Annotated in this window: 16 protein-coding genes; 13 read left to right on the top strand and 3 right to left on the bottom strand. The window is 70.9% G+C overall.

Annotated elements, in window-relative coordinates; genetic code table 11:
- Positions 1–94 precede the first annotated feature (94 nt).
- From FHY05_RS22810 to FHY05_RS12955, 7 genes are all read left to right on the top strand, one after another.
- On the top strand, positions 95–2,041 hold the full coding sequence (locus tag FHY05_RS22810) for a FecR family protein (RefSeq protein WP_183944858.1): 1,947 nt from the start codon (positions 95–97) through the stop codon (positions 2,039–2,041).
- Between the two features lie 62 nt (positions 2,042–2,103).
- Complete coding sequence (locus FHY05_RS12980) at positions 2,104–3,930, top strand: DUF885 family protein (RefSeq protein ID WP_183944857.1); 1,827 nt, start codon at positions 2,104–2,106, stop codon at positions 3,928–3,930.
- Positions 3,931–4,029: 99 nt separating this feature from the next.
- Complete coding sequence (gene rpiB / locus FHY05_RS12975; protein WP_183944855.1) at positions 4,030–4,464, top strand: ribose 5-phosphate isomerase B; 435 nt, start codon at positions 4,030–4,032, stop codon at positions 4,462–4,464.
- Positions 4,461–5,768, top strand: coding sequence for a serine hydroxymethyltransferase (gene glyA, locus FHY05_RS12970; protein ID WP_183944853.1), 1,308 nt, complete (start codon positions 4,461–4,463; stop codon positions 5,766–5,768). The genes rpiB and glyA overlap by 4 nt, the downstream gene beginning before the upstream one ends.
- Positions 5,769–5,780: 12 nt before the next feature.
- The gene (locus FHY05_RS12965; protein WP_183944851.1) at positions 5,781–5,978 is read left to right on the top strand and encodes a hypothetical protein; all 198 of its coding nucleotides are present in this window, start codon (positions 5,781–5,783) and stop codon (positions 5,976–5,978) included.
- A 32-nt stretch (positions 5,979–6,010) separates the two neighbouring features.
- On the top strand, positions 6,011–6,475 hold the full coding sequence (nrdR, locus tag FHY05_RS12960) for a transcriptional regulator NrdR (protein ID WP_183944849.1): 465 nt from the start codon (positions 6,011–6,013) through the stop codon (positions 6,473–6,475).
- Positions 6,476–6,622: 147 nt separating this feature from the next.
- Positions 6,623–7,702 carry a TrmH family RNA methyltransferase gene (locus FHY05_RS12955; RefSeq protein ID WP_183944847.1) on the top strand — a complete coding sequence of 360 codons (1,080 nt, stop codon included), beginning with the start codon at positions 6,623–6,625 and terminating at the stop codon, positions 7,700–7,702.
- 9 nt (positions 7,703–7,711) lie between these two features.
- Here the strand turns inward: FHY05_RS12955 and FHY05_RS12950 are convergent, their stop codons facing one another.
- Both FHY05_RS12950 and FHY05_RS12945 read right to left on the bottom strand, forming a co-directional pair.
- Positions 7,712–8,626, bottom strand: coding sequence for a hypothetical protein (locus FHY05_RS12950; RefSeq protein ID WP_183944845.1), 915 nt, complete (start codon positions 8,624–8,626; stop codon positions 7,712–7,714).
- 402 nt (positions 8,627–9,028) lie between these two features.
- The gene (locus FHY05_RS12945; protein WP_183944843.1) at positions 9,029–10,351 is read right to left on the bottom strand and encodes a dicarboxylate/amino acid:cation symporter; all 1,323 of its coding nucleotides are present in this window, start codon (positions 10,349–10,351) and stop codon (positions 9,029–9,031) included.
- A gap of 262 nt (positions 10,352–10,613) precedes the next feature.
- Here FHY05_RS12945 and fumC point away from each other — a divergent pair, with 262 nt between their 5' ends.
- Positions 10,614–12,038: a class II fumarate hydratase gene (gene fumC, locus FHY05_RS12940; RefSeq protein WP_183944841.1), complete on the top strand. Its 1,425-nt coding sequence runs from the start codon at positions 10,614–10,616 to the stop codon at positions 12,036–12,038.
- A 409-nt stretch (positions 12,039–12,447) separates the two neighbouring features.
- On the opposite strand, the gene FHY05_RS12935 is transcribed toward fumC, so the two are convergent.
- Positions 12,448–12,729 (bottom strand): ETC complex I subunit, encoded by a 282-nt coding sequence (locus tag FHY05_RS12935; RefSeq protein WP_183944840.1) that lies wholly within the window; start codon positions 12,727–12,729, stop codon positions 12,448–12,450.
- A 187-nt stretch (positions 12,730–12,916) separates the two neighbouring features.
- Between FHY05_RS12935 and dnaK the strand changes: the two genes are divergently transcribed.
- The 5 genes from dnaK (at position 12,917) to FHY05_RS12910 (ending at position 20,126) form a co-directional block, all read left to right on the top strand.
- Positions 12,917–14,827: a molecular chaperone DnaK gene (dnaK, locus tag FHY05_RS12930; RefSeq protein ID WP_183944839.1), complete on the top strand. Its 1,911-nt coding sequence runs from the start codon at positions 12,917–12,919 to the stop codon at positions 14,825–14,827.
- Positions 14,828–14,964: 137 nt separating this feature from the next.
- On the top strand, positions 14,965–16,077 hold the full coding sequence (dnaJ, locus tag FHY05_RS12925) for a molecular chaperone DnaJ (RefSeq protein WP_183944837.1): 1,113 nt from the start codon (positions 14,965–14,967) through the stop codon (positions 16,075–16,077).
- Between the two features lie 23 nt (positions 16,078–16,100).
- Positions 16,101–17,018 carry a GTPase Era gene (era, locus tag FHY05_RS12920; RefSeq protein WP_311732475.1) on the top strand — a complete coding sequence of 306 codons (918 nt, stop codon included), beginning with the start codon at positions 16,101–16,103 and terminating at the stop codon, positions 17,016–17,018.
- Positions 17,019–17,319: 301 nt separating this feature from the next.
- A complete protein-coding gene (locus tag FHY05_RS12915) occupies positions 17,320–18,972 on the top strand; it encodes an MFS transporter (RefSeq protein ID WP_183944833.1) in 1,653 nt (550 codons plus the stop codon).
- Positions 18,969–20,126 carry an HlyD family secretion protein gene (locus tag FHY05_RS12910; protein WP_183944831.1) on the top strand — a complete coding sequence of 386 codons (1,158 nt, stop codon included), beginning with the start codon at positions 18,969–18,971 and terminating at the stop codon, positions 20,124–20,126. The genes FHY05_RS12915 and FHY05_RS12910 overlap by 4 nt, the downstream gene beginning before the upstream one ends.
- Positions 20,127–20,340 lie beyond the last annotated feature (214 nt).

The following is a 20,340-nucleotide window of genomic DNA, read 5'->3' as shown; positions in this document are numbered from 1 at the left end:
GCGGCAATTCGTTAACCAGCCGCTCTAAGTTGTTGGCAATTCTCTCCTTCTACTCGGCTGACTCGGCGCGCCTGGCGGGCCGAGGGAGATAAACATGCGTAAGCCGATCGTGGCGCTGCTCGCCGCTTCAACCGCTACCTTGGCGCCGCCCGCGGGCGCCGGCACCGCCGGCTGGCGGATCAGCGAGGCGATGGGCGACGTGCAGGTGACGCGCGCGAGCGTGTCCAAGGTCGCCACGCGCGGCAGCGCGATCGCGGCGGGGGACACCGTCACCACTGCCAAGGGCGCGCGCGCGGTGCTGGTGCGCGGCACCGAGTTCATGCTGGTCGCGCCGGGCTCCCGGCTGACGCTGCCCGCCGCGACCGAGACCAAGGGGATGACCCGGATCGTCGAGGAGTTCGGCAACGTCGTCTTCATGATCAAGAAGAAGATGACGCCGCACTTCGAGGTGCAGACGCCGTATCTCGCCGCGGTGGTGAAGGGGACGACCTTCAGCGTCAGCGTCGGCGGCACCGGCAGTGCGCTGCAGGTGATCGAGGGCGCGGTCGAGGTCGCCACCAGCGACGGCGGCGCGCACGACCTGCTGACCCCGGGGGCGGTGGCGCAGGTCGGTGCCGACGACCGCTTCCGCATGGCGATCGAGCGCGACGGCGTGCGCCGCGTGATCGAGTCGCCGGCGCGGCCGAAGGAGGCGCCGGCGCTCCCGGTCGCGATCGCCGCGGCCCCCGAGCCGGCTGTCACCCCGGCGGGTGAGGCGGCGCCGTCGTCGCTCGCCGCGGCCGTGCCCGCGGCGACGACGGAGGCGGCGCCGGCCGTGGTGGGCGCGGCCCCGGCGGCCGCCGCGCCCGCGGCGGTGGCGGTGAGCGAGACGGTCTATGCCGCGCCCGTCGCCCTGGCGGACACCACCGGCGGGCTCGTCCAGGGCACCACCGCGGCGGCGGGCGGCGCCAGCGCGGCGCTCGCGGCGGTGGCGAGCGCGACTCGCACCGCGACCGAGGCCTCGACCACGACGGTCAAGGCGGTCGAGGTCGCCACCGAGATCGCGGCGGCGCGCACCGAACAGGTCGTCGCGAGCGCCGCGGCGGAGAAGAGCGCGGCGCAGGCGGCTGCGGCAGCGGCGGCCAAGGCGGCCGCCGAGCAGGCCGCCTTGGTCGCCGCGCAGCAGGCACGGGCGACCCAGGCGGCGGCGGAAGCCTCGTCGCTGGCGGCGGCGCAGGCGGGTGCCGAGCAGGAGCAGGCCGCGGCGGCGCGCGCCGCCGCGATGGCGCAGGCGGAGCAGAGCGCCAAGTTCGCACAGGACGCGCTCGCGGCGCAGCAGCAGCTCGCCGCGAGCCAGGCGGCCGAGGCGGAGGCGCAGGCGCGGGCGGCGGCCGAGGCGGCCGCGACGAGCGCGGCGCAGGCGCAGGCCGAGGCCGATGCCGCGACGATGGCGCAGGCAGCGGAAGCGGCACGGCAGGCGGCCGCGGCGGCGCAGGCAGCGGCCGAGGCGCAGCAGGGCGCTGATCCGGCCGCGCGCGCGGCCGCGGCGCAGGCTGCCGCGGCGGCACAGGCGCAGGCGGCGCAGGCACAGGCGGCCGCGCAGGCGGCATCGCAGGGGGCCAGCAGCGCTGCCGCAGCGGCGGCGCGGGCGGCGGGTGACAAGGCGGCGCGCGACGCCGCGAAGGCGCTGACCGACGCGGCCGTGCAGAAGGCGGCACAGGATGCGGCCAAGGCCGCGGAGCAGGCGCAGAAAGCGGCCGACCAGGCCGCCAAGGCCGCTGCGGACAAGGCCGCCAAGGACGCCGAGAAGGCCGCCAGGGACGCCGACAAGGCCGCCAAGGAGCAGGAGAAGGCGATCAAGGAGGCGGCCGATCAGGCGGCCAAGGCCGCGGCGGAGGCGGCCAAGGAGCAGGAGAAGGCCGCTCGCGACGCGCAGAAGGCGGCCGATGACGCCGCGAAGGCGGCGCAGAAGGCGGCCGACGACGCCGCCAAGAAGCCTCTTCCCGGACCGCTCGACCCGGTCAAGCAGGTGGTGGACGCGCTGTCTCCCAAGAAGCCCTGACGCCCGGGCATTGCACCGGCCGGGAGCGCGCGACACAAAGGGGCGCTTCACCGGAGGATGCGATGCGCCGAGTTCATGCGCTGTTGTTGACGTCGACCCTCGCGCTGGCCGCCGCCGCGCCCGCGCCGCAGGCGGTCGCGCCCGCGGCGCGCACCGCCGCGACCCAGGCGGCCGACCGCGCGCTGCTCGCCTTCCTCGACCAGGCGTTCGACCAGCAGCTCGCGCTCAGCCCGGAGGGCCAGACCCAGCTCGGGCTCAAGACCGACGAGGACCGGCTCGACGACTACACCGACGCCGCGCAGGTGCGCGCGCGCGATCTCGCCGAGCGCCAGCTCGCCGAGCTGCACCGCCGCTTCCGCCCGGAGCAGCTCGGCGAGTCGGCGCGGGTCAGCTACCGGCTGTTCGAGGAGCAGGTGGCGCGCGACCGCGCCTCGTTCCGCTTCCGCCAGCTGCGCTTCCCGGTCTCGACCAACGGCAGCCCCGCGGGCGCGATCCCCGTGCTGCTGATCAACAACCACCGGGTCGACACCGTCGCCGACGCGCGCGCCTACATCGCGCGGTTGCGCGACACCGAGCGCGTGATGCGCGAGGTCGCCGCGACGATGCGCGTGCAGGCCGCCAAAGGCATCATCCCCAACCAGGTCAATTTCGCCCCCGCCCGCGCCGACGCGCTCAAGGTGGTCACCGGCGCGCCGTTCGACGCCGGCCCCGACTCGACGCTGCTGGCCGACTTCCGCAAGAAGGTCGCCGCGCTCGACGCTCCGCCCGCGACCAAGACGCAGCTGCTCGCCGACGCCACCGCCGCGCTCAAGGGGCCGTTCCGCCAGGGCTATACCGTGCTGATCGCGGCGCTGGACGAGATCGCGCCCAAGGCGACGGGCAACTACGGCGCGTGGCACCTGCCCGACGGCACGGCCTATTACGCCGACCGGCTGCGCGAATCGACCACCACCGATCTCAGCGCCGAGCAGATCCACCAGCTCGGGCTCCGGCAGGTGGCGGCGATCCGCGGCGAGATGGAGGCGGTCAAGCGCCAGGTCGGCTTCACCGGTACGCTGGAGCAGTTCTTCGACAAGGTCCGCACCGACCCGTCGCTCAAATATCCCAACACCGCCGCGGGCCGCGAACAGTATCTCGGCGACGCGCGCGCGGTGATCGCCGGCGTGATGGCGGCGGCGCCGCGCTATTTCCGCGTGCTACCCAAGGCACCGCTGGAGGTGCGCGCGGTGGAGAAGTGGCGCGAGGGCACCGCCTCCACCGCTTTCTACAACCCGCCCTCGGCGGACGGCACGCGGCCGGGCATCTACTACGTCAACCTGGTCGACATGAACCAGACGCAGAAGGTGCAGGTCGCGGGCATCGCCGCGCACGAGGGCGCGCCGGGGCACCACTTCCAGATCGCGCGCCAGCAGGAGCTGGCCGACCTGCCCAAGTTCCGCAAGTTCGGCGGCTATGGCGCCTATATGGAGGGATGGGGGCTCTATTCGGAGCGGCTGGCGGACGAGATGGGCGTGTACAAGACGCCGTACGATCGCTTCGGCATGCTGTCGCTGCAGGTGTGGCGCGCGATCCGGCTGGTGCTCGACACCGGCATCCACTCCAAGCGGTGGACGCGCGACCAGGCGATCGCCTATTTCCGCGCCAACAGCTCGGTGTCGGACACCGACATCGCGCGCGAGGTCGACCGCTATTTCAACTGGCCGGGCCAGGCGACCAGCTACATGGTCGGCCAGCTCAAGATCGCCGAGCTGCGCGCGCGCGCCGAGCGCGAACTCGGGCCGAGGTTCGACATCCGGGACTTCCACGAGGCGGTGCTGAACCAGGGGGCGCTGCCGCTCGGTGTGCTGGAGGAGCAGGTCGACCGCTATATCGCGGCGCAGAAGGGGTAAGCCGCGCGGCACCCCATTCGCGCTTGACTGCGCCGCCCCCGGGGGGCACCCGGCGGGGATCGCGGGCGATCGTCCGCCCGCGCCCGGAGGAGTGATCCCGTGCGAGTCGCCATCGCCACCGACCATGCCGGCTTCGCGCTCAAGCAGGAGCTCAAGGCCTGGCTCAACGAGCAGGGCCACGCCGTCACCGACCTCGGCACCGACGGCACCGCCAGCGTCGACTATCCCGACTATGGGCGCGTCCTCGCCGAGGCGCTCGCCTCGGGCCGCGTCGAGCGCGGCATCGCGCTGTGCGGCTCGGGCATCGGCATCATGATCGCGGCCAACCGCTACCCGGCCGTGCGCTGCGCCCTGGTGTCGGAGCCCTATTCCGCCGCGCTCGCGCGCAGCCACAACGACGTCAACGCGATCGCGCTCGGCGCGCGGCTGATCGGCCTCGACATGGCCAAGCAGTGCGTCGCCACCTTCCTCGCCACCGATTTCCTCGGCGGGCGCCACGCCGCCCGCGTCGACATGCTCAAGGAGCCCGTATGAGCACCAACCCCGCCCACCAGCTCAGCACGGCGCCGAGCGGTTTCTTCGATCGCGGCCTCGCCGAGGCCGATCCCGCGGTGTTCGCCGGCGTGGAGCATGAGCTGACCCGCGAGCAGACGCAGATCGAGCTGATCGCGAGCGAGAATATCGTCAGCCGCGCGGTGCTCGAGGCGCAGGGCTCGGTGTTCACCAACAAATATGCCGAAGGCTACCCGGGCAAGCGCTATTACCAGGGCTGCCACCCGTCGGACGAGGTCGAGCAGCTCGCGATCGATCGCGCCAAGCAGCTGTTCGGCTGCGGTTTCGTCAACGTCCAGCCGCACTCGGGGGCGCAGGCCAACGGCGCGGTCATGCTCGCGCTCGCCAAGCCGGGCGACACGATCCTGGGGCTCAGCCTCGACGCCGGCGGCCACCTCACCCACGGCGCGCGCGCGGCGCTGAGCGGCAAGTGGTTCAACGCGGTGCAGTATGGCGTCGACGCCGAGACGCACCTGATCGACTATGACATGGTCGAGCGGCTCGCCGCCGAGCACAAGCCCCGCGTCATCATCGCGGGCGGCTCGGCCTATCCGCGCCACATCGACTTCGCGCGCTTCCGCGCGATCGCCGACCAGGTGGGCGCGACCTTCATGGTCGACATGGCGCATTTCGCCGGGCTGGTCGCGGGCGGCGTCCACCCCACCCCGTTCGGCCACGCGCACGTCGTCACCACCACCACGCACAAGACGCTGCGCGGCCCGCGCGGCGGCATGATCCTGACCGACGACGAGGCGATCGCCAAGAAGATCAACTCGGCGGTGTTCCCCGGCCTGCAGGGCGGCCCGCTGATGCACGTCATCGCCGCCAAGGCGGTGGCGTTCGGCGAGGCGCTGCGCCCCGAGTTCCGCGGCTATGCCGCCGCGGTGGTCGAGAATGCCAAGGTGCTGGCAGCGACGCTCAAGGAGCGCGGCGCCGATCTGGTCTCGGGCGGCACCGACACGCACCTGGCGCTGGTCGACCTCACGCCGCTGGGCGTCACCGGCCGCGACGCCGACGAGGCGCTGGAGCGCGCGGGCATTACCTGCAACAAGAACGGCATCCCCAACGATCCGCTGCCCCCGGTCAAGACCAGCGGTATCCGCGTCGGCTCGCCCGCGGGCACGACGCGCGGCTTCGGCACGGGCGAGTTCCGCGAGATCGGCAACATGGTGGCCGACGTGCTCGACGGGCTGGCGCAGAAGGGCGAGGCGGGGGACCCGCAGGTCGAGGCGAGCGTTCGGGACCGCGTGCGTGCGCTGTGCGCGCGCTTCCCGATCTACCAATAAGGAGGTTCGCCGATGGCGTCGTTCGACGAGAAGGCCCGCGAGGTGCAGGGCAACGTGCAGGGCACGCCCGGGCTGGGCAAGAGCATGGCCAAATGGGGCGCACTCGGCGCGGTGGTCGCCATCCCGGTGCCCTTCATCGGCCCGGTGTTCGGCGCGATCGCGGGCGCGGCCTACGCCTATCACAAGGGCACCAAGAAAAGCGGGCTGTGACGGTCACGCCGCGGGACGGGTGAAGGATTGAGATGCGCTGCCCGTTCTGCGGCCATGACGCGAGCCAGGTGAAGGACAGCCGCCCTACCGACGACGGGGCGGCGATCCGGCGGCGGCGCCAGTGCGAGGGCTGTGCGGCGCGCTTCACCACCTTCGAGCGGATCCAGCTGCGCGAGCTGACTGTGGTGAAGAGCGAGCACCGCCGCGAACCGTTCGATCGCGAGAAGCTGCTCCGCTCGGTCGCGATCGCGGCGCGAAAGCGACCGGTCGAGCCGATCCAGCTCGAGAAGCTGGTGAGCGGCATCCAGCGCCAGCTCGAGACCAGCGGCGAGGCCGAGGTCTCGGCCAAGCGCATCGGCGAGATGGTGATGGATGGGCTCAAGGGGCTCGATTCGGTCGCCTATATCCGCTTCGCCAGCGTCTACCGCGACTTCAGCGAGGCGCGCGACTTCGAGGAGTTCGCCGGCAGCGTCGAGGAGGTGGGGCGCGAGGGGTGAGAGCGGCGCGTTCCATCGCGCCGGTCAGCGACCGATGTTCGGCCCGCTCCCGTCGCTGTCCGACGCGGCTGCCGCTTCCCCCCTTCCCGTTCGGCTCGAGCAGCATCGAGCTTGCCGAGATGCGTTCGTCGAGAACATAGGCCAGCGATGAGCTTCCACGTCTACATCCTGCGCTGCGCCGACGGCACCTATTACACCGGCCTTACCGAGGATCTGGAGCGCCGCGTCGCCGAGCATCAGGCGGGCACGATTTCCGGCTACACGCACGACCGCCGGCCGGTCGAGCTGATGTGGTCGCAGGATTTCCCCACACGCGCCGAGGCGCTGGAGCGCGAGCTCCAGGTAAAGGACTGGTCGCGCAAGAAGAAGGAGGCGTTGTTCCGCGCCGACTGGGAGGTGATCGCGGAGGCGGCGCGTTCTCGACCACGCGTCTCGGCTGCGCTCGACGCTGGCTCGAACCGAACGGGAGAGGAGGCGGCGGTGAACCAGAAGGACAGCGTCTCCCCGCCCGCCCCGCCCCCCGTCATCGTCCTCGTCCGCCCGCAGCTCGGCGAGAATATCGGCAAGGCCGCGCGCGCGATGCTCAATTTCGGGCTGACCGAGCTGCGCCTGGTCGCGCCGCGCGACGGCTGGCCCAATCCCCAGGCCGGCCCCGCCGCCTCGGGCGCCGACGTCGTGCTCGAGCGCGCGCAGGTGTATGACAGCGTCGCCGAGGCGGTCGCCGACTGCGCCGAGGTCTATGCCACGACCGTGCGCAAGCGCGGTGTCACCAAGCCCGTCGTCACTCCCGAGGTCGCGGCGCGCGCGATCCACGCCGATGCGGGCCGGTCGGCGATCCTGTTCGGCCCCGAACGATCGGGGCTCGAGACCGATGACGTCGCGGTGGCGCGTACGATCGTCACCGTGCCGATCAATCCCGAGTTCGGCAGCCTCAACCTCGCCCAGGCGGTGATCCTGGTCGCGTACGAGTGGTCGAAAGGGCAGGCCCTCGCCAGCCCGCCCGAGACCGCGCTCGCCCCGCCCGCGCCGCAGCAGGAGCTGGACGGCATGATCGCGCAGCTCGACGCGCTGCTCGACGAGGCGGGCTATTTCTTCCCGCCCGACCGCGCGCCCGCGTCGCGGCGCACGCTGCGGACGATGCTCACCAAGCCTGGTTGGAACAGCCAGGAGGTCCGCACGATGCGCGGCGTGCTCTCCGCGCTGGCACCGCGCCCACCGCGCGGCTGAGCGCTCCGCTCAGTCGATCCGCGGGCTCTCCGGCCGCCCTCCCAGATAGGCCGAGGCTGGCGCGTGGAAGGGAAAGCCCGCCGCGGCGACGCGGTTGAGGATCAGCTGCATCGATCCGTGTCGCGCCTCGCACGCCATCGCGCTCGCTCGCTCGAGCCAGGCCGGATCGACCAGCGTGCCCGAGCGCGTGCGCATCAGCGGCCCGCTCGGTCCGGTCATCGCCGCGATGCGCCGGCGCACCGTGGTGTCAGGCAGTGACAGGGCGCGCGCCACGGCGGCGACGCGAACGGCATGGCTCTGGCGGAAGGTCGCGCCGCTCTCGCCGCGCGCCGCCAGCGTGCTGCCCTCGGCGGCGAAGCGTTGCGTGTTGGCGTGGAGGATCGCGGAGAAGATCGCGGTGTCGACCGCCTCGGGGAAGAGGTTGCGGTTCTGATCGACCAGCGCCAGCACCAGGTCGAGCAGCGCACATACGCCATCGATCTCGGTGAAATGGCCGATCGAGCGCATCGTCGGCAGCTCGATCGCTCCCGCGACCGCCGCATCGGCCACGAATCGCACGAAACAATCGTGCGCATACCGCAGCTTGCCCTTGATGAAGCGGCTGCGCCAGAAGCGCGGCGACATCGTCACGCCGGCGTCGATGCGGTGGCACAGCCCCGAGTCGATCAACGCCGCGATGTGGCGGCGGACGGTCTCGAACGGGCGACCCAGCGACAGCGCCGCCGAGTGGATCGAGATGGCGCCGTCGCGCTCGGGCCTGGTCAGCGCGGTCCGCATCAGCAGCGCGAGGACGAGCAGGCGATCGACGTTGCCGCGCAGCGGCCGCAGCATGGCCACGTTGATGCCGGTATGCAGCTCGGCGATCAGCCGAACTTTGTGGTGGATGGGCAGCGCGAGGCGAACGCTGGCATGAACCGGGGGCATGTCAGTCTGACGTCGCGCGGCCGTCGCGTAATTCGGCACCGTGCTGGTCCTTTCACTTCCAGTAACCATCGCCGTCAAGACAATCATTCCCGGACGAGGACAGTCGAGTGCCGACGTTTCCCAATGGTTGCACGAACTCCCTGCCCAGCCCATGCAACCCGCCGACCCCGCGACGCCCTTTTTCAGCGGAATGAGTACATTATACGGTAAGGCCAGACCTTCGCACAGACGCCTTCTACCCAATATGGTTGGTAGATGATCTTTCCGTCACATAGCGTTCAGCTTATCGGAAAGCGGGAGAAGCCGCTCGCAGATTGCGTCTACGCTTCACCGCGAGAAACGATGTTGCTCCGGCTATGACCCAGATCAACTGAGCTGGTTGGTAACCATCGCCGATGGCGATCACTCGGCGGCCTGCGGTGCCGCGATCGAGGCGACGACGTCGCCGCGCAACGCGGCGTCGAGTCGCGCGCGGTCGAGCTTGTTCTCCCACCGCGCCACCACCACGGCGGCCACCGCATTGCCGACGAAGTTGGTCAGGCTGCGGCACTCGCTCATGAAACGGTCGACGCCGAGGATCAGCGCCATGCCCGCGACCGGCACCGTCGGCACGATCGACAGCGTCGCCGCCAGCGTGATGAAGCCCGCCCCGGTCACCCCCGCCGCGCCCTTGGACGAGAGCATCGCCACCGCGAGCAGCAGCAGTTCCTGCCCCAGCGTGAGGTCGACGTCGCACGCCTGGGCGATGAACAGCGCCGCCAGCGTCATGTAGATGTTGGTGCCGTCCAGGTTGAACGAGTAGCCGGTCGGTACCACCAGCCCGACGACGCCGCGGTCGCACCCCGCCGCCTCGAGCTTCGTGAGCAGCCCGGGCAGCGCCGGCTCGGACGAGGAGGTGCCCAGCACCAGCAGCAGTTCGCCCTTCAGATAGCCGATCAGCCGCAGGATCGAGAAGCCGTGCAGTCGCGCCACGACGCCCAACACGCCCAGCACGAAGATCAGCGAGGTGGCGTAGAAGGTCAGCACCAGGCCGCCGAGATTGACCAGGCTGCCCGCGCCATATTTGCCGACGGTGAAGGCGATCGCGCCGAACGCGCCGATCGGCGCCGCCCGCATCAGGATCGCGACGACCTTGAAGACGACCAGGTTAAGCCGCTCAATCAGGTCCAGCAGCGGGCGTGCGGGCGCGCCGACCAGGCTGATCGAGACGCCGAACAGGATCGCGACCAGCAGCACCTGCAGGATATTGTCCTGCGCCAGCGCGGAGACGAGCGTGGTGGGGATGATCGAGAGCAGGAAGCCGATCAGCGAGGTCTCATGCGCCTTGGCGGCATAGTCCTTCACCGCGCCGGTATCGAGCGTCGCGGGATCGACGTGCATGCCCGCCCCGGGCTGGACGACATTGGCGACGATCAGCCCCACCACCAGCGCGAGCGTCGAGAAGAACAGGAAATAGCCGAACGCCTTGAGCGCGATCCGCCCGGCCGAGCGAAGCTCGCTCAGCCCCGCGATGCCGCTCACCAGCGTGAGGAAGATCACCGGCGCGATCACCATCTTTACCAGCTTGATGAAGGCGTCGCCCAGCGGCTTGAGCGCGGCACCGAGGGTCGGGTGGAAATGGCCGAGCAGCGCGCCGGCGACGATCGCGATCAGCACCTGGACGTAGAGATGCTGGTAGAAGCGGTGCGGCGCGACGGGCGGCGCGGCGGCGGGGGTGACGGTCATGGGCCTCTCCTGCGTCCGGCGGTCGGACGTCTCATGGCCGTAGGATAACCACCTCCTGCCGGCGCGCCAGCGGGGTGCCGCCGAGGCCGCGAAAGCCGCGGGAATGCTGGATTCCCGCGGCAACCGACCGGCGGCGGCGGCGGCGCGGCGTGCGGGTTCCCGCCGCGGCGCCGATGCCGCCGTGCCGAACTTCGCGCGACGAAGCGGCCGATCGGGTCAGCGCCGCCGCGCAACGCCGGGCCGCCCCGCGAGTTGAGCCGGCATGACCGACGCTGCCCGCGACCCCGCGCCCGACCCCGCCACCCGCACCGAGACCGACTCGATCGGTGCGATCGAGGTGCCCGCCACCGCTTACTGGGGCGCGCAGACCGAGCGCAGCCTCGAGAATTTCCCGTTCGGCGCGCGCGAGCGGATGCCGATCGAGATCGTCCGCGCGCTCGCCCTGGTGAAGCAGGCGGCGGCGCGGGTGAATCGCCGCCACGGACTCGCCGCCGAGAAGGCGGACGCGATCGAGGCGGCGGCGCAGGAGATCGCGCAGGGGCTGCTCGACGACCAGTTCCCGCTGGTGATCTGGCAGACCGGCAGCGGCACGCAGAGCAACATGAACGTCAACGAGGTGATCGCGGGCCGCGCCAACGAGATCCTCACCGGCCGTCGCGGCGGCAAGACGCCGGTCCATCCCAACGACGACGTCAACCGCGGGCAGTCGTCCAACGACAGCTTCCCCACCGCGCTCCACGTCGCCTGCTCGCTCGCGGTGCGCCGGCGGCTGATCCCCGCGATCGAGAGACTGCACGGCTCGCTCGACGCGCGCGCGCGCGAGTGGGCCGGGCTGGTGAAGATCGGCCGCACGCATCTCCAGGATGCGACGCCGCTGACGCTCGGCGACGAGTTCTCCGGCTACGCGCACCAGCTATACCGTTGTCTCAAGCGGATCGAGCCCGCGGTGGAGCAGGGCACCGACCGACTCGCGCAGGGCGGCACCGCGGTGGGCACCGGGCTCAACGCGCCCAAGGGCTTCGCGCGCGACGTCGCGGCCGAGCTCGCCGCGATCACCGGGGTGGCGTTCGCGCCGGCGGAGAATTTCTTCGAGGCGCTGGCGAGCAACGACCCGCTCGTCCACCTCTCCGGCGTGCTCAACACGCTGGCGGTGGCGTGCACCAAGATCGCCAACGACATCCGCCTGCTCGGCTCGGGGCCGCGCAGTGGGCTGGGCGAGCTCGACCTCCCCGCCAACGAGCCGGGCAGCTCGATCATGCCGGGCAAGGTCAACCCGACCCAGTGCGAGATGCTGACGATGGTGGCCGCGCAGGTGATGGGCAACCACGTCGCGGTCACCGTCGGCGGCGCGCAGGGGCACCTGGAGCTCAACGTGTTCAAGCCGATGCTGGGCGCCGCGGTGCTGCGCTCGATCGATCTGCTCGCGACCGGCTGCGAGAGCTTCGCGCTGCGCTGCGTCGACGGGCTGCGCGCCAACGAGGGGCGGATCGGCGAGCTGGTCGAGCGCTCGCTGATGCTGGTCACCGCGCTCGCGCCCGAGATCGGCTACGACAACGCCGCCAAGATCGCCAAGCACGCGCACGAGCGCGGGCAGACGCTGCGCGAGGCCGGGCTGGAACTCGGGCTGGTGGGCGAGGCGACGTTCGACCGGGTGGTGCGGCCCGAGGCGATGCTGGGCGAGCGGTGAGGAGGCCGCGGCCGCGTTTGCGTCACGTAATCTGATGTCGGTGGCGCTAGGTTCAGCGCCGAGGGTCGACCTCCGACCTCCGACCTCCGACGAGGGCTAGCCGCGACATAGCTTCTCTCCGTCATCCCCGCGAAGGCGGGGATCCATAAACGCTGACGTCGCGCTTCTATCGGGAAGTCCGCGCGTCTGGATCCCCGCCTCCGCGGGGATGACGGAGTGGGAGCGGGGATGACGGTGAGGGGGCGGGAATGACGAAGACGGGGTGGGGATGGCGCCGGGGAGCGAGGAAGCCGGCTGTTATGACCACTGCTCTCAGCGACGAGGAGGCCGGGTCAGACCAGGCGCTAGACAGTTCCCGCTCGCGGGGGAAGGAGGGAGCAGCGGGCCGGGATCTAGTCTCACGCGGATCCTACCGGAAATTATCCGCGTAGCTCTGCAGCTTCAGCGTCTTGGTCGGGGTCGGGATCACGGTGTAGCGCAGCCCCTGCTGCTCGGCATAGGCCACCGCTGTCTCGCAGGTCGGGAAGCCCAGCTTGATCTGGTCGCGCGTGTCGCCGCTCCCCGCCCAGCCGGTGAGCGCGTCGGCCTTCTTGGGTTCGCCGGGCTCGAACTCGAGCTGCCAGTGATCGGTGCGGGCCTTGCCCGACTGCATGGCGTTCTTCGGGCGCTGGTAGATGCGGGCGGTCTGCATGATCGGGTCTCCCTACGTGACACGCGCGAGTCAGGCAATCGTTCCCGCCCCCGCGCGCCACACCGCCGCCGCAATCTTGCGGGGCGCGACCGCGCACCTATATCCGGCTTCGTCATCGCGGTTGCGCTGCCGTAACGGGGCGCCGCCGCATCAATACACGTCAACGCAGGGGCTAGGCAAAGCACTCATGGCAAAAGTTATCGGGATCGACCTCGGCACCACCAACTCGTGCGTGGCCGTGATGGAAGGCGGCAAGGCCAAGGTCATCGAGAATGCGGAGGGCGCGCGCACCACGCCGTCGATCGTCGCCTTCGCCAAGGACGGCGAGCGTCTGATCGGCCAGCCGGCGAAGCGCCAGGCCGTCACCAACGGCGACAACACGATCTTCGCGGTGAAGCGCCTGATCGGCCGCCGCTTCGACGATCCCGTCACCAAGAAGGACACCGAGCTGGTCCCGTACAAGATCGTGCGCGGCGCGAATGGCGACGCGTGGGTCAGCGCCGGCGGCAAGGAGTATAGCCCGTCGCAGATCAGCGCCTTCACGCTGCAGAAGATGAAGGAGACCGCCGAGTCCTACCTCGGCGAGACTGTCACCCAGGCGGTGATCACCGTTCCCGCGTACTTCAACGACGCGCAGCGCCAGGCGACCAAGGACGCCGGCCAGATCGCGGGCCTCGAGGTGCTGCGCATCATCAACGAGCCGACCGCGGCGGCGCTGGCCTACGGTCTCGACAAGCAGGACGGCAAGACGATCGCGGTCTATGACCTCGGCGGCGGCACGTTCGACGTCTCGGTGCTCGAGATCGGCGACGGCGTGTTCGAGGTGAAGGCCACCAACGGCGACACCTTCCTCGGCGGCGAGGATTTCGACAACAAGATCGTCGACTATCTCGCGCAGGGCTTCCAGAAGGACGAGGGCATCGACCTCACCAAGGACAAGCTCGCGCTGCAGCGCCTCAAGGAGGCCGCCGAGAAGGCGAAGATCGAGCTGTCGTCGGCGCAGTCGACCGAGGTCAACCTGCCCTTCATCACCGCCGACCAGAACGGCCCGAAGCACCTGGTTAAGACGATCACTCGCGCCGACCTGGAGCGGCTGGTCGAGGACCTGATCAAGCGCACGCTCGACCCGTGCAAGAAGGCGCTGGCCGACGCGGGCGTCTCCGCGAGTGACATCAGCGAGGTGGTGCTGGTCGGCGGCATGACTCGCATGCCGCGCGTGCGCGAGGTGGTGAAGCAGTTCTTCGGCAAGGACCCGCACACCGGCGTCAACCCCGACGAGGTGGTCGCGATGGGCGCGGCGATCCAGGCGGGCGTGCTCCAGGGCGACGTCAAGGACGTGCTGCTGCTCGACGTCACCCCGTTGTCGCTCGGCATCGAGACGCTGGGCGGCGTGTTCACGCGCATGATCGATCGCAACACCACGATCCCGACCAAGAAGACCCAGGTCTATTCCACCGCCGACGACAATCAGCAGGCGGTGACGATCCGGGTGTTCCAGGGCGAGCGCGAGATGGCGGCGGACAACAAGCTGCTCGGCCAGTTCGACCTGGTCGGCATCCCGCCGGCGCCGCGCGGCGTGCCGCAGATCGAGGTGACGTTCGACATCGACGCCAACGGCATCGTCAACGTCTCGGCCAAGGACAAGGGCACCGGCAAGGAGACCCAGATCCGCATCCAGGCCTCGGGCGGTCTCTCCGACGCGGACATCGACCAGATGGTGCGCGACGCCGAGTCCTTCGCCGAGGAGGACAAGAAGCGCCGTGCCGCGGCCGAGGCGAAGAACAACGCCGAGTCGCTGATCCACACCACCGAGCGCCAGCTCGCCGACAACGGCGACAAGGTCGACGAGTCGCTCCGCGGTGAGATCCAGGGCGCGATCGACGCCGCCAAGAAGGCGGTCGAGTCGAACGATCCCGAGCAGATGAACGAGAAGAGCCAGGCACTCGCGCAGGTCGCGATGAAGCTCGGCCAGGCGATCTACGAGAAGCAGGCCCAGAGCGAGGCCGCGCCGCAGGGCGAGACCGCGCAGGCCGACGCGCCCAAGGACGACGTGGTCGACGCCGAATTCTCGGAAGTCGACGACAGCCACAAGGCGTGATCCGCGCCGGAGTGAACTGACATGAACCTCTCCCGTCATACCGGCGCAGGCCGGTATCCAGCGCCGCAGACGAGACCGCGCGCGGCACTGGACCCCGGCATGGGCCGGGGTGACGGCGACGGGCGCGGGGGCGTTGCATGACCGAGATCGACTATTACGAGCTGCTCGAGTGCGAGCGAACCGCGGACGCGGCGACGATCAAATCGTCCTATCGCAAGCTCGCGATGAAATACCATCCGGACAAGAACGCCGGGTGCAAGGACAGTGAGGCCAAGTTCAAGGCGGTCAGCGAGGCCTATGACTGCCTCAAGGACCCGCAGAAGCGCGCGGCCTATGATCGCTTCGGCCACGCCGCCTTCAAGAACGGCGGCGGCGGCGGCGCGCAGGATTTCTCCGGCTTCTCCGACATCTTCGAGAGCGTGTTCGGCGAGTTCATGGGCGGCCAGCGCGGCGGCGGGCGGCAGGTGCGCCGCGGCGCCGACCTGCGCTACGACATGGAGATCACGCTGGAGGAGGCGTATCACGGCAAGGAGACGGAGATCACCGTCGACATCTCCGCCGCGTGCGACTCCTGCAACGGCACCGGCTCCAAGCCGGGCACCCATGCTCACACCTGCCAGCACTGCCACGGGCACGGCAAGGTGCGCGCGCAGCAGGGCTTCTTCGTGGTCGAGCGGGCGTGCCCGCTGTGCCACGGCTCGGGCGAGGTGATCACCGACCCGTGCGGCGACTGCCGCGGCGAGGGCCGCGTCGAGAAGACCAAGACGCTCGCGGTCAACGTGCCGCCGGGCGTCGACGAGGGCACGCGGGTGCGGCTCACCGGCGAGGGCGAGGCGGGCGCGCGCGGCGCGCCGCCGGGTGATCTCTACATCTTCCTCCACGTGAGGCGTCACGCGATATTCGAGCGCGAGGGCACCACCTTGTTCGCGCGCGCGCCGATCAGCTTCACCACCGCGGCGCTGGGCGGGACGATGTCGATCCCCGGGCTCGACGGCAAGCGCCACGAGGTCAAGATCCCCGCGGGCATCCAATCGGGCAAGCAGCTGCGCCAACGCGGCGCGGGCATGCCCGTGCTGCAGGGCCGCGGCACCGGCGACCTGGTGATCCAGGTCGAGGTGGAGACGCCGACCAAGCTCAGCACGCGTCAGCGCGCGCTGCTGGAGGAGTTCCGCGAGACCGAGACGGGCGACGAATGCCCGCAGAGCCAGGGCTTCTTCTCGCGGCTCAAGAACGCGTTCGCGGGCGAGTGAGCGGCGTGGACGGAAACGCGCCGGTGACTCAACATTCGCAACATTCGCCCGCGACGCGCTGCGGGCTGGTCGCGGTGGTCGGCGCGCCGAATGCGGGAAAGTCGACGCTGGTCAATGCCCTGGTCGGGCAGAAGGTGGCGATCGTCAGCCCCAAGGCGCAGACCACGCGCGCGCGGCTGATGGGCGTGGCGCTCGAGGGCGAGACGCAGCTGCTGCTGGTCGACACGCCGGGCATCTTCGAGCCGCGCCGCCGGCTCGATCGCGCGATGGTCGCGGCGGCCTGGGGCGGCGCGGAGGGCGCCGACGTGATCGCCTTGGTGGTCGACGGCAAGGGCGGGCTCGGTCCCAAGGTCACCGAGATCGTCGACGCACTGAAGGAGCGGCGCGAGCCGATCTACCTCGTGCTCAACAAGGTGGACCTCGCCGACAAGCCCAAGCTGCTGATCCATGCGGAGAAGCTCAACGCGCTCCTGCCCTTCGCCGAGACCTTCTTCGTCTCGGCGCAGACGGGCGACGGCCTGCCCCAGCTCAAGCGCGCGCTGGCGCGGGCGATGCCCGCGGGGCCGTGGCATTATCCCGAGGACCAGGTGTCCGACGCGTCCGAGCGCGCGCTGGCGGCGGAGGTGACGCGCGAGCAGCTCTATCTCCAGCTCCACGCCGAGCTGCCCTATGCCAGCGTGGTCGAGACCGAGAAGTTCAGCGAGCGCGAGGACGGCTCGGCCGAGATCCACCAGCAGATCCTGGTCGAGCGCGTGACGCAGCGCGCGATCGTGCTGGGCAAGGGCGGGACGCGCATCCGCGAGATCGGCGCGCGCGCCCGGGCCGAGCTGGCGGTGCTGCTCGACCGGCCCGTCCACCTCTACCTCCACGTCAAGGTGAAGCCGGGCTGGGACGAGGACCGCGGCGTCTACCGCGACATCGGGCTCGACTGGGTGGAGTGAGGCGAGCGCCGGTCGGGACGAGCCGAGGCTACGCTCGTCCCGCGGGAGGACGTGAGCACCGTTCTGCTCCCGCGTCATCCCGGCCCTGACCCGGGATGCGCGCGAGCGCGCACGCACGCGCCGTCGCGCACCGGCACCCTGGATCGCGGCTCGAGGCCGGGACGGCGCTCATCGAGCCATTAGGACCCGGTGAGGCAGAGATCGCTGGAGTCGCTGGCCCGGATGAACTTGCCGCCCGCCGGTGCGTCCTACCCGTCATCGGTCGGTGACAGGCCGCGAAGGGGGTGCACGGGACGACGCCATGGCGGTGCTGACGCGGCTGCGCGACTTCGTGAGCGAGGAACGCTGGGAGTTCGCCCCGCACGAGCGCCCGGCGATGCCCGGCTCGCCCGGCTCGCCCGAGCACCCGCTGCGCCGCCGCCTCACCTACGCGCTGGTCGGCACCCTGGTGGGGCTCACCGGCGGGTTCGGCAACGCGCTGGTGGCGGCCAACACGACGACGCTGGCGGGCGCGCTGGGGCTCGACCCGTCCGAGATCGCCTGGCTGCCGACGGTCTATGTGATGACCAACGTCAGCATCAACCTGCTGCTGATCAAGTTCCGCCAGCAGTTCGGCCTGCGCCCGTTCGCGATGCTATTCATCGGCATCTATGTCGCGGTGACCTTCGCGCACCTGTTCGTCCACGGCTTCGCCTCGGCGATCGCGGTGCGCGCCGCGAGCGGGCTGGCGGCGGCGCCGCTCTCCACCTTCGCGCTCTATTATTTCATGCAGGCCGTGCCGGCGAAATGGCGGCTGCGCGCGATCGTGCTCGGCATCGGTGCGCCGCAGTGCGCGACACCGCTGGCCCGCCTGTTCTCGCCCGAGCTGCTGGCGATGAGCCAGTGGCGCACGCTGTACCTGTTCGAGCTCGGGCTGGCCGCGCTGAGCCTCGCCGCGGTGACCGTCTTCCGCCTGCCGCCGACGACGCGCCAGCCCGCCTTCGAGAAGCTCGATTTCGTCACCTTCGCGCTCTACGCCGGGGCGATGGCGCTGTTCGCCGCGGTGCTCGGGCTGGGCCGCTACGTGTGGTGGACCGAGGCGCGCTGGATCGGCTGGGCGCTGCTCGCCGCCATCCCGATGCTCGCCGCCGCGCTGGTGATCGAGCACCACCGCGCCAACCCGCTGATCAACACGCGCTGGCTCGGCAGCGCGGACATCCTGCGCTTCGCGGTGGTGACGCTGATGGCGCGGATCGTGCTGTCCGAGCAGACGTACGGCGCGGTCGGGCTGCTCACCGTGCTGGGGCAGAACAACGACCAGCTAGGGCCCTTCTTCACGATCATCTTCCTCGCCACCCTGGCGGGGTTCATCGTCAGCGCGGTGACGCTGAACGTCGAGAAGCTGGCGCATCCGGTGATGCTCGCGATCGGGCTGGTGGCGGTGGCGGCCTGGGTCGATTCGTCGGCGACCAGCCTGACGCGCGCGCCGCAACTGTATCTCACCCAGGCGACCATCGCCTTCGCGGGCGCGTTCTTCCTGGGGCCGTCGCTGCTGTTCGGCATGACTCGCGCGCTGCAACAGGGGACCGGGCACGTGATCAGCTTCATCGCGCTGTTCGGCGTGCTCAACTCGATCGGCAGCCTGGCCGGATCGGCGATCCTCGGCACCTATCAGATCGTCCGCGAGAAAGCGAACAGCGCCGCGCTGGTGCAGGCGATCGACCCGACCGACCCGCAGGTGCAGGCGCGGCTCAGCGCGGGGGCGAGCGGGGTGGCGCGCGTGGTCGGCGACACGGGACTGCGCTCGGCCGAGGGCGGCGCGCTGCTGGCGCAGGCGGCGACGCGCGAGGCGAACGTGCTCGCCTATGACGACCTGTTCCGCCTGATCGCGGTGCTCGCCGCGCTCACCTTCCTCTACCTGTTGTTCCTCCTGCTGCGCCGCGAGTGGCGCGCGCGTCGCCAGAGTATCGCATGACCGACACCCGATCGCCCGTCGCCGCCGGACCCGTGACCGAGGAACGCGCCGCCGAGGAGCGCGCCGCCGCCAGCCCCGCGGTACCGGTGGGCTCGGGCTGGCGCCCGCCGCGCCTGTCACGCACCGCGACGCTGCTGATCACCCTGCTCGCGGTCGCGGGCGTGCTGGCGGTGCTCGCGGCGTGGCGGATGTGGCCGTTCACCAGCGACTATGAGTCGACCGACAACGCCTATGTCCGCGGCCGCACCACCGTGATCGCGCCGCAGGTGTCGGGCTATGTCACGCAGGTGCTGGTGCGCGATTTCGAGAATGTCCGCGCTGGCCAGCCCCTGGTGGTGGTCGACCAGCGCATCTACCGCCAGCGCGTCGAGCAGGCCGAGGCGCAGGTCGAGAACGCGCGGGCGACGCTTGCGAACAGCGTCCAGGCCGCGGCGAGCCGCGAGGCGAGCTTCGGCGGGCAGGAGGCGGCTCTGGCCAACGCGCGCGCGCAACTGCTCCGCGCGCAGGCTGACATGAACCGGGTCAACGACCTCGTCACCGACGGCTCGGTCTCCCTGCGCGAGCGCGACCAGACGCTCGCCACGCTGCGGCAGGCGCAGGCGCAGCTCCAGCAGGCGCAGGCCGCGCGCGAGATCGCGCGGCAGGACATCCGCACCGTCGCGGTCGGGCGCGGCGGGCAGGAGGCCGGCGTGTCGGGGGCGCAGGCGGCGCTGCGGCTGGCACGGATCGACCTTGCCAATACCGTGATCCGCGCGCCCGAGGCGGGGCGGCTGAGCGAGGTGGGGGTGCGCGTCGGCCAATATGTCACCGCGGGCTCGCAGCTGATGTTCCTCGTGCCCGCGGAGACCTGGGTGATCGCGAACTACAAGGAGGCGCAGACCGCGCGGATCGCGGTGGGGCAGCGCGCCAGCTTCACCGTCGACGCGCTCGCCAACGCGCGGCTCTCGGGCCGGGTGGAGCGCATCTCGCCCGCGGCGGGGAGCGAATTCGCGGTGCTCAAGTCGGACAATGCCACCGGCAATTTCACCAAGGTGCCGCAGCGGATTGCGGTGCGGATCCGGATCGATCCGGGACAGGCGCTGGCGGCGCGGCTGCGCCCGGGCATGTCGGTGCAGGCGCGGGTCGACACCGCCGGCACGCCGGCGCCGCGATGAGGCGGTGGCGCGCTCAGCGAGGCGGGCATGGCGCGTGTGGCGTGGCCTTACCCTCGCCCGCGCTGCCGCCATCCCGGACTCGGTCCGGGTTCCTCTGTGCCGCGCCATCATCGGCCGGCGGGTGCGCGGACGAGTGCACCCCGCCACACGTCTCCGATGACGGGCGGGACTCAGCCGGCTCGGCCGAGCGTGGCCCTGCGTCGTCGCCGTTCTT

The organism is Sphingomonas sp. BK580 (assembly GCF_014194975.1).
Taxonomy (GTDB): Bacteria; Pseudomonadota; Alphaproteobacteria; order Sphingomonadales; family Sphingomonadaceae; genus Sphingomonas.
Note: the sequence above shows the minus strand (reverse complement) of the source record. Positions and strands in the feature narration are given on the sequence as shown.

Bases quoted from the DNA above. Each gene is read 5' to 3' on its own strand.
- FHY05_RS22810 (WP_183944858.1), top strand. From the start codon at position 95: ATGCGTAAGCCGATCGTGGCGCTGCTCGCCGCTTCAACCGCTACCTTG.
- FHY05_RS12980 (WP_183944857.1), top strand. From the start codon at position 2,104: ATGCGCCGAGTTCATGCGCTGTTGTTGACGTCGACCCTCGCGCTGGCC.
- glyA (WP_183944853.1), top strand. From the start codon at position 4,461: ATGAGCACCAACCCCGCCCACCAGCTCAGCACGGCGCCGAGCGGTTTC.
- FHY05_RS12965 (WP_183944851.1), top strand. From the start codon at position 5,781: ATGGCGTCGTTCGACGAGAAGGCCCGCGAGGTGCAGGGCAACGTGCAG.
- nrdR (WP_183944849.1), top strand. From the start codon at position 6,011: ATGCGCTGCCCGTTCTGCGGCCATGACGCGAGCCAGGTGAAGGACAGC.
- FHY05_RS12955 (WP_183944847.1), top strand. From the start codon at position 6,623: ATGAGCTTCCACGTCTACATCCTGCGCTGCGCCGACGGCACCTATTAC.
- FHY05_RS12950 (WP_183944845.1), bottom strand. From the start codon at position 8,626: ATGCCCCCGGTTCATGCCAGCGTTCGCCTCGCGCTGCCCATCCACCAC.
- FHY05_RS12945 (WP_183944843.1), bottom strand. From the start codon at position 10,351: ATGACCGTCACCCCCGCCGCCGCGCCGCCCGTCGCGCCGCACCGCTTC.
- fumC (WP_183944841.1), top strand. From the start codon at position 10,614: ATGACCGACGCTGCCCGCGACCCCGCGCCCGACCCCGCCACCCGCACC.
- FHY05_RS12935 (WP_183944840.1), bottom strand. From the start codon at position 12,729: ATGCAGACCGCCCGCATCTACCAGCGCCCGAAGAACGCCATGCAGTCG.
- dnaK (WP_183944839.1), top strand. From the start codon at position 12,917: ATGGCAAAAGTTATCGGGATCGACCTCGGCACCACCAACTCGTGCGTG.
- dnaJ (WP_183944837.1), top strand. From the start codon at position 14,965: ATGACCGAGATCGACTATTACGAGCTGCTCGAGTGCGAGCGAACCGCG.
- FHY05_RS12915 (WP_183944833.1), top strand. From the start codon at position 17,320: ATGGCGGTGCTGACGCGGCTGCGCGACTTCGTGAGCGAGGAACGCTGG.
- FHY05_RS12910 (WP_183944831.1), top strand. From the start codon at position 18,969: ATGACCGACACCCGATCGCCCGTCGCCGCCGGACCCGTGACCGAGGAA.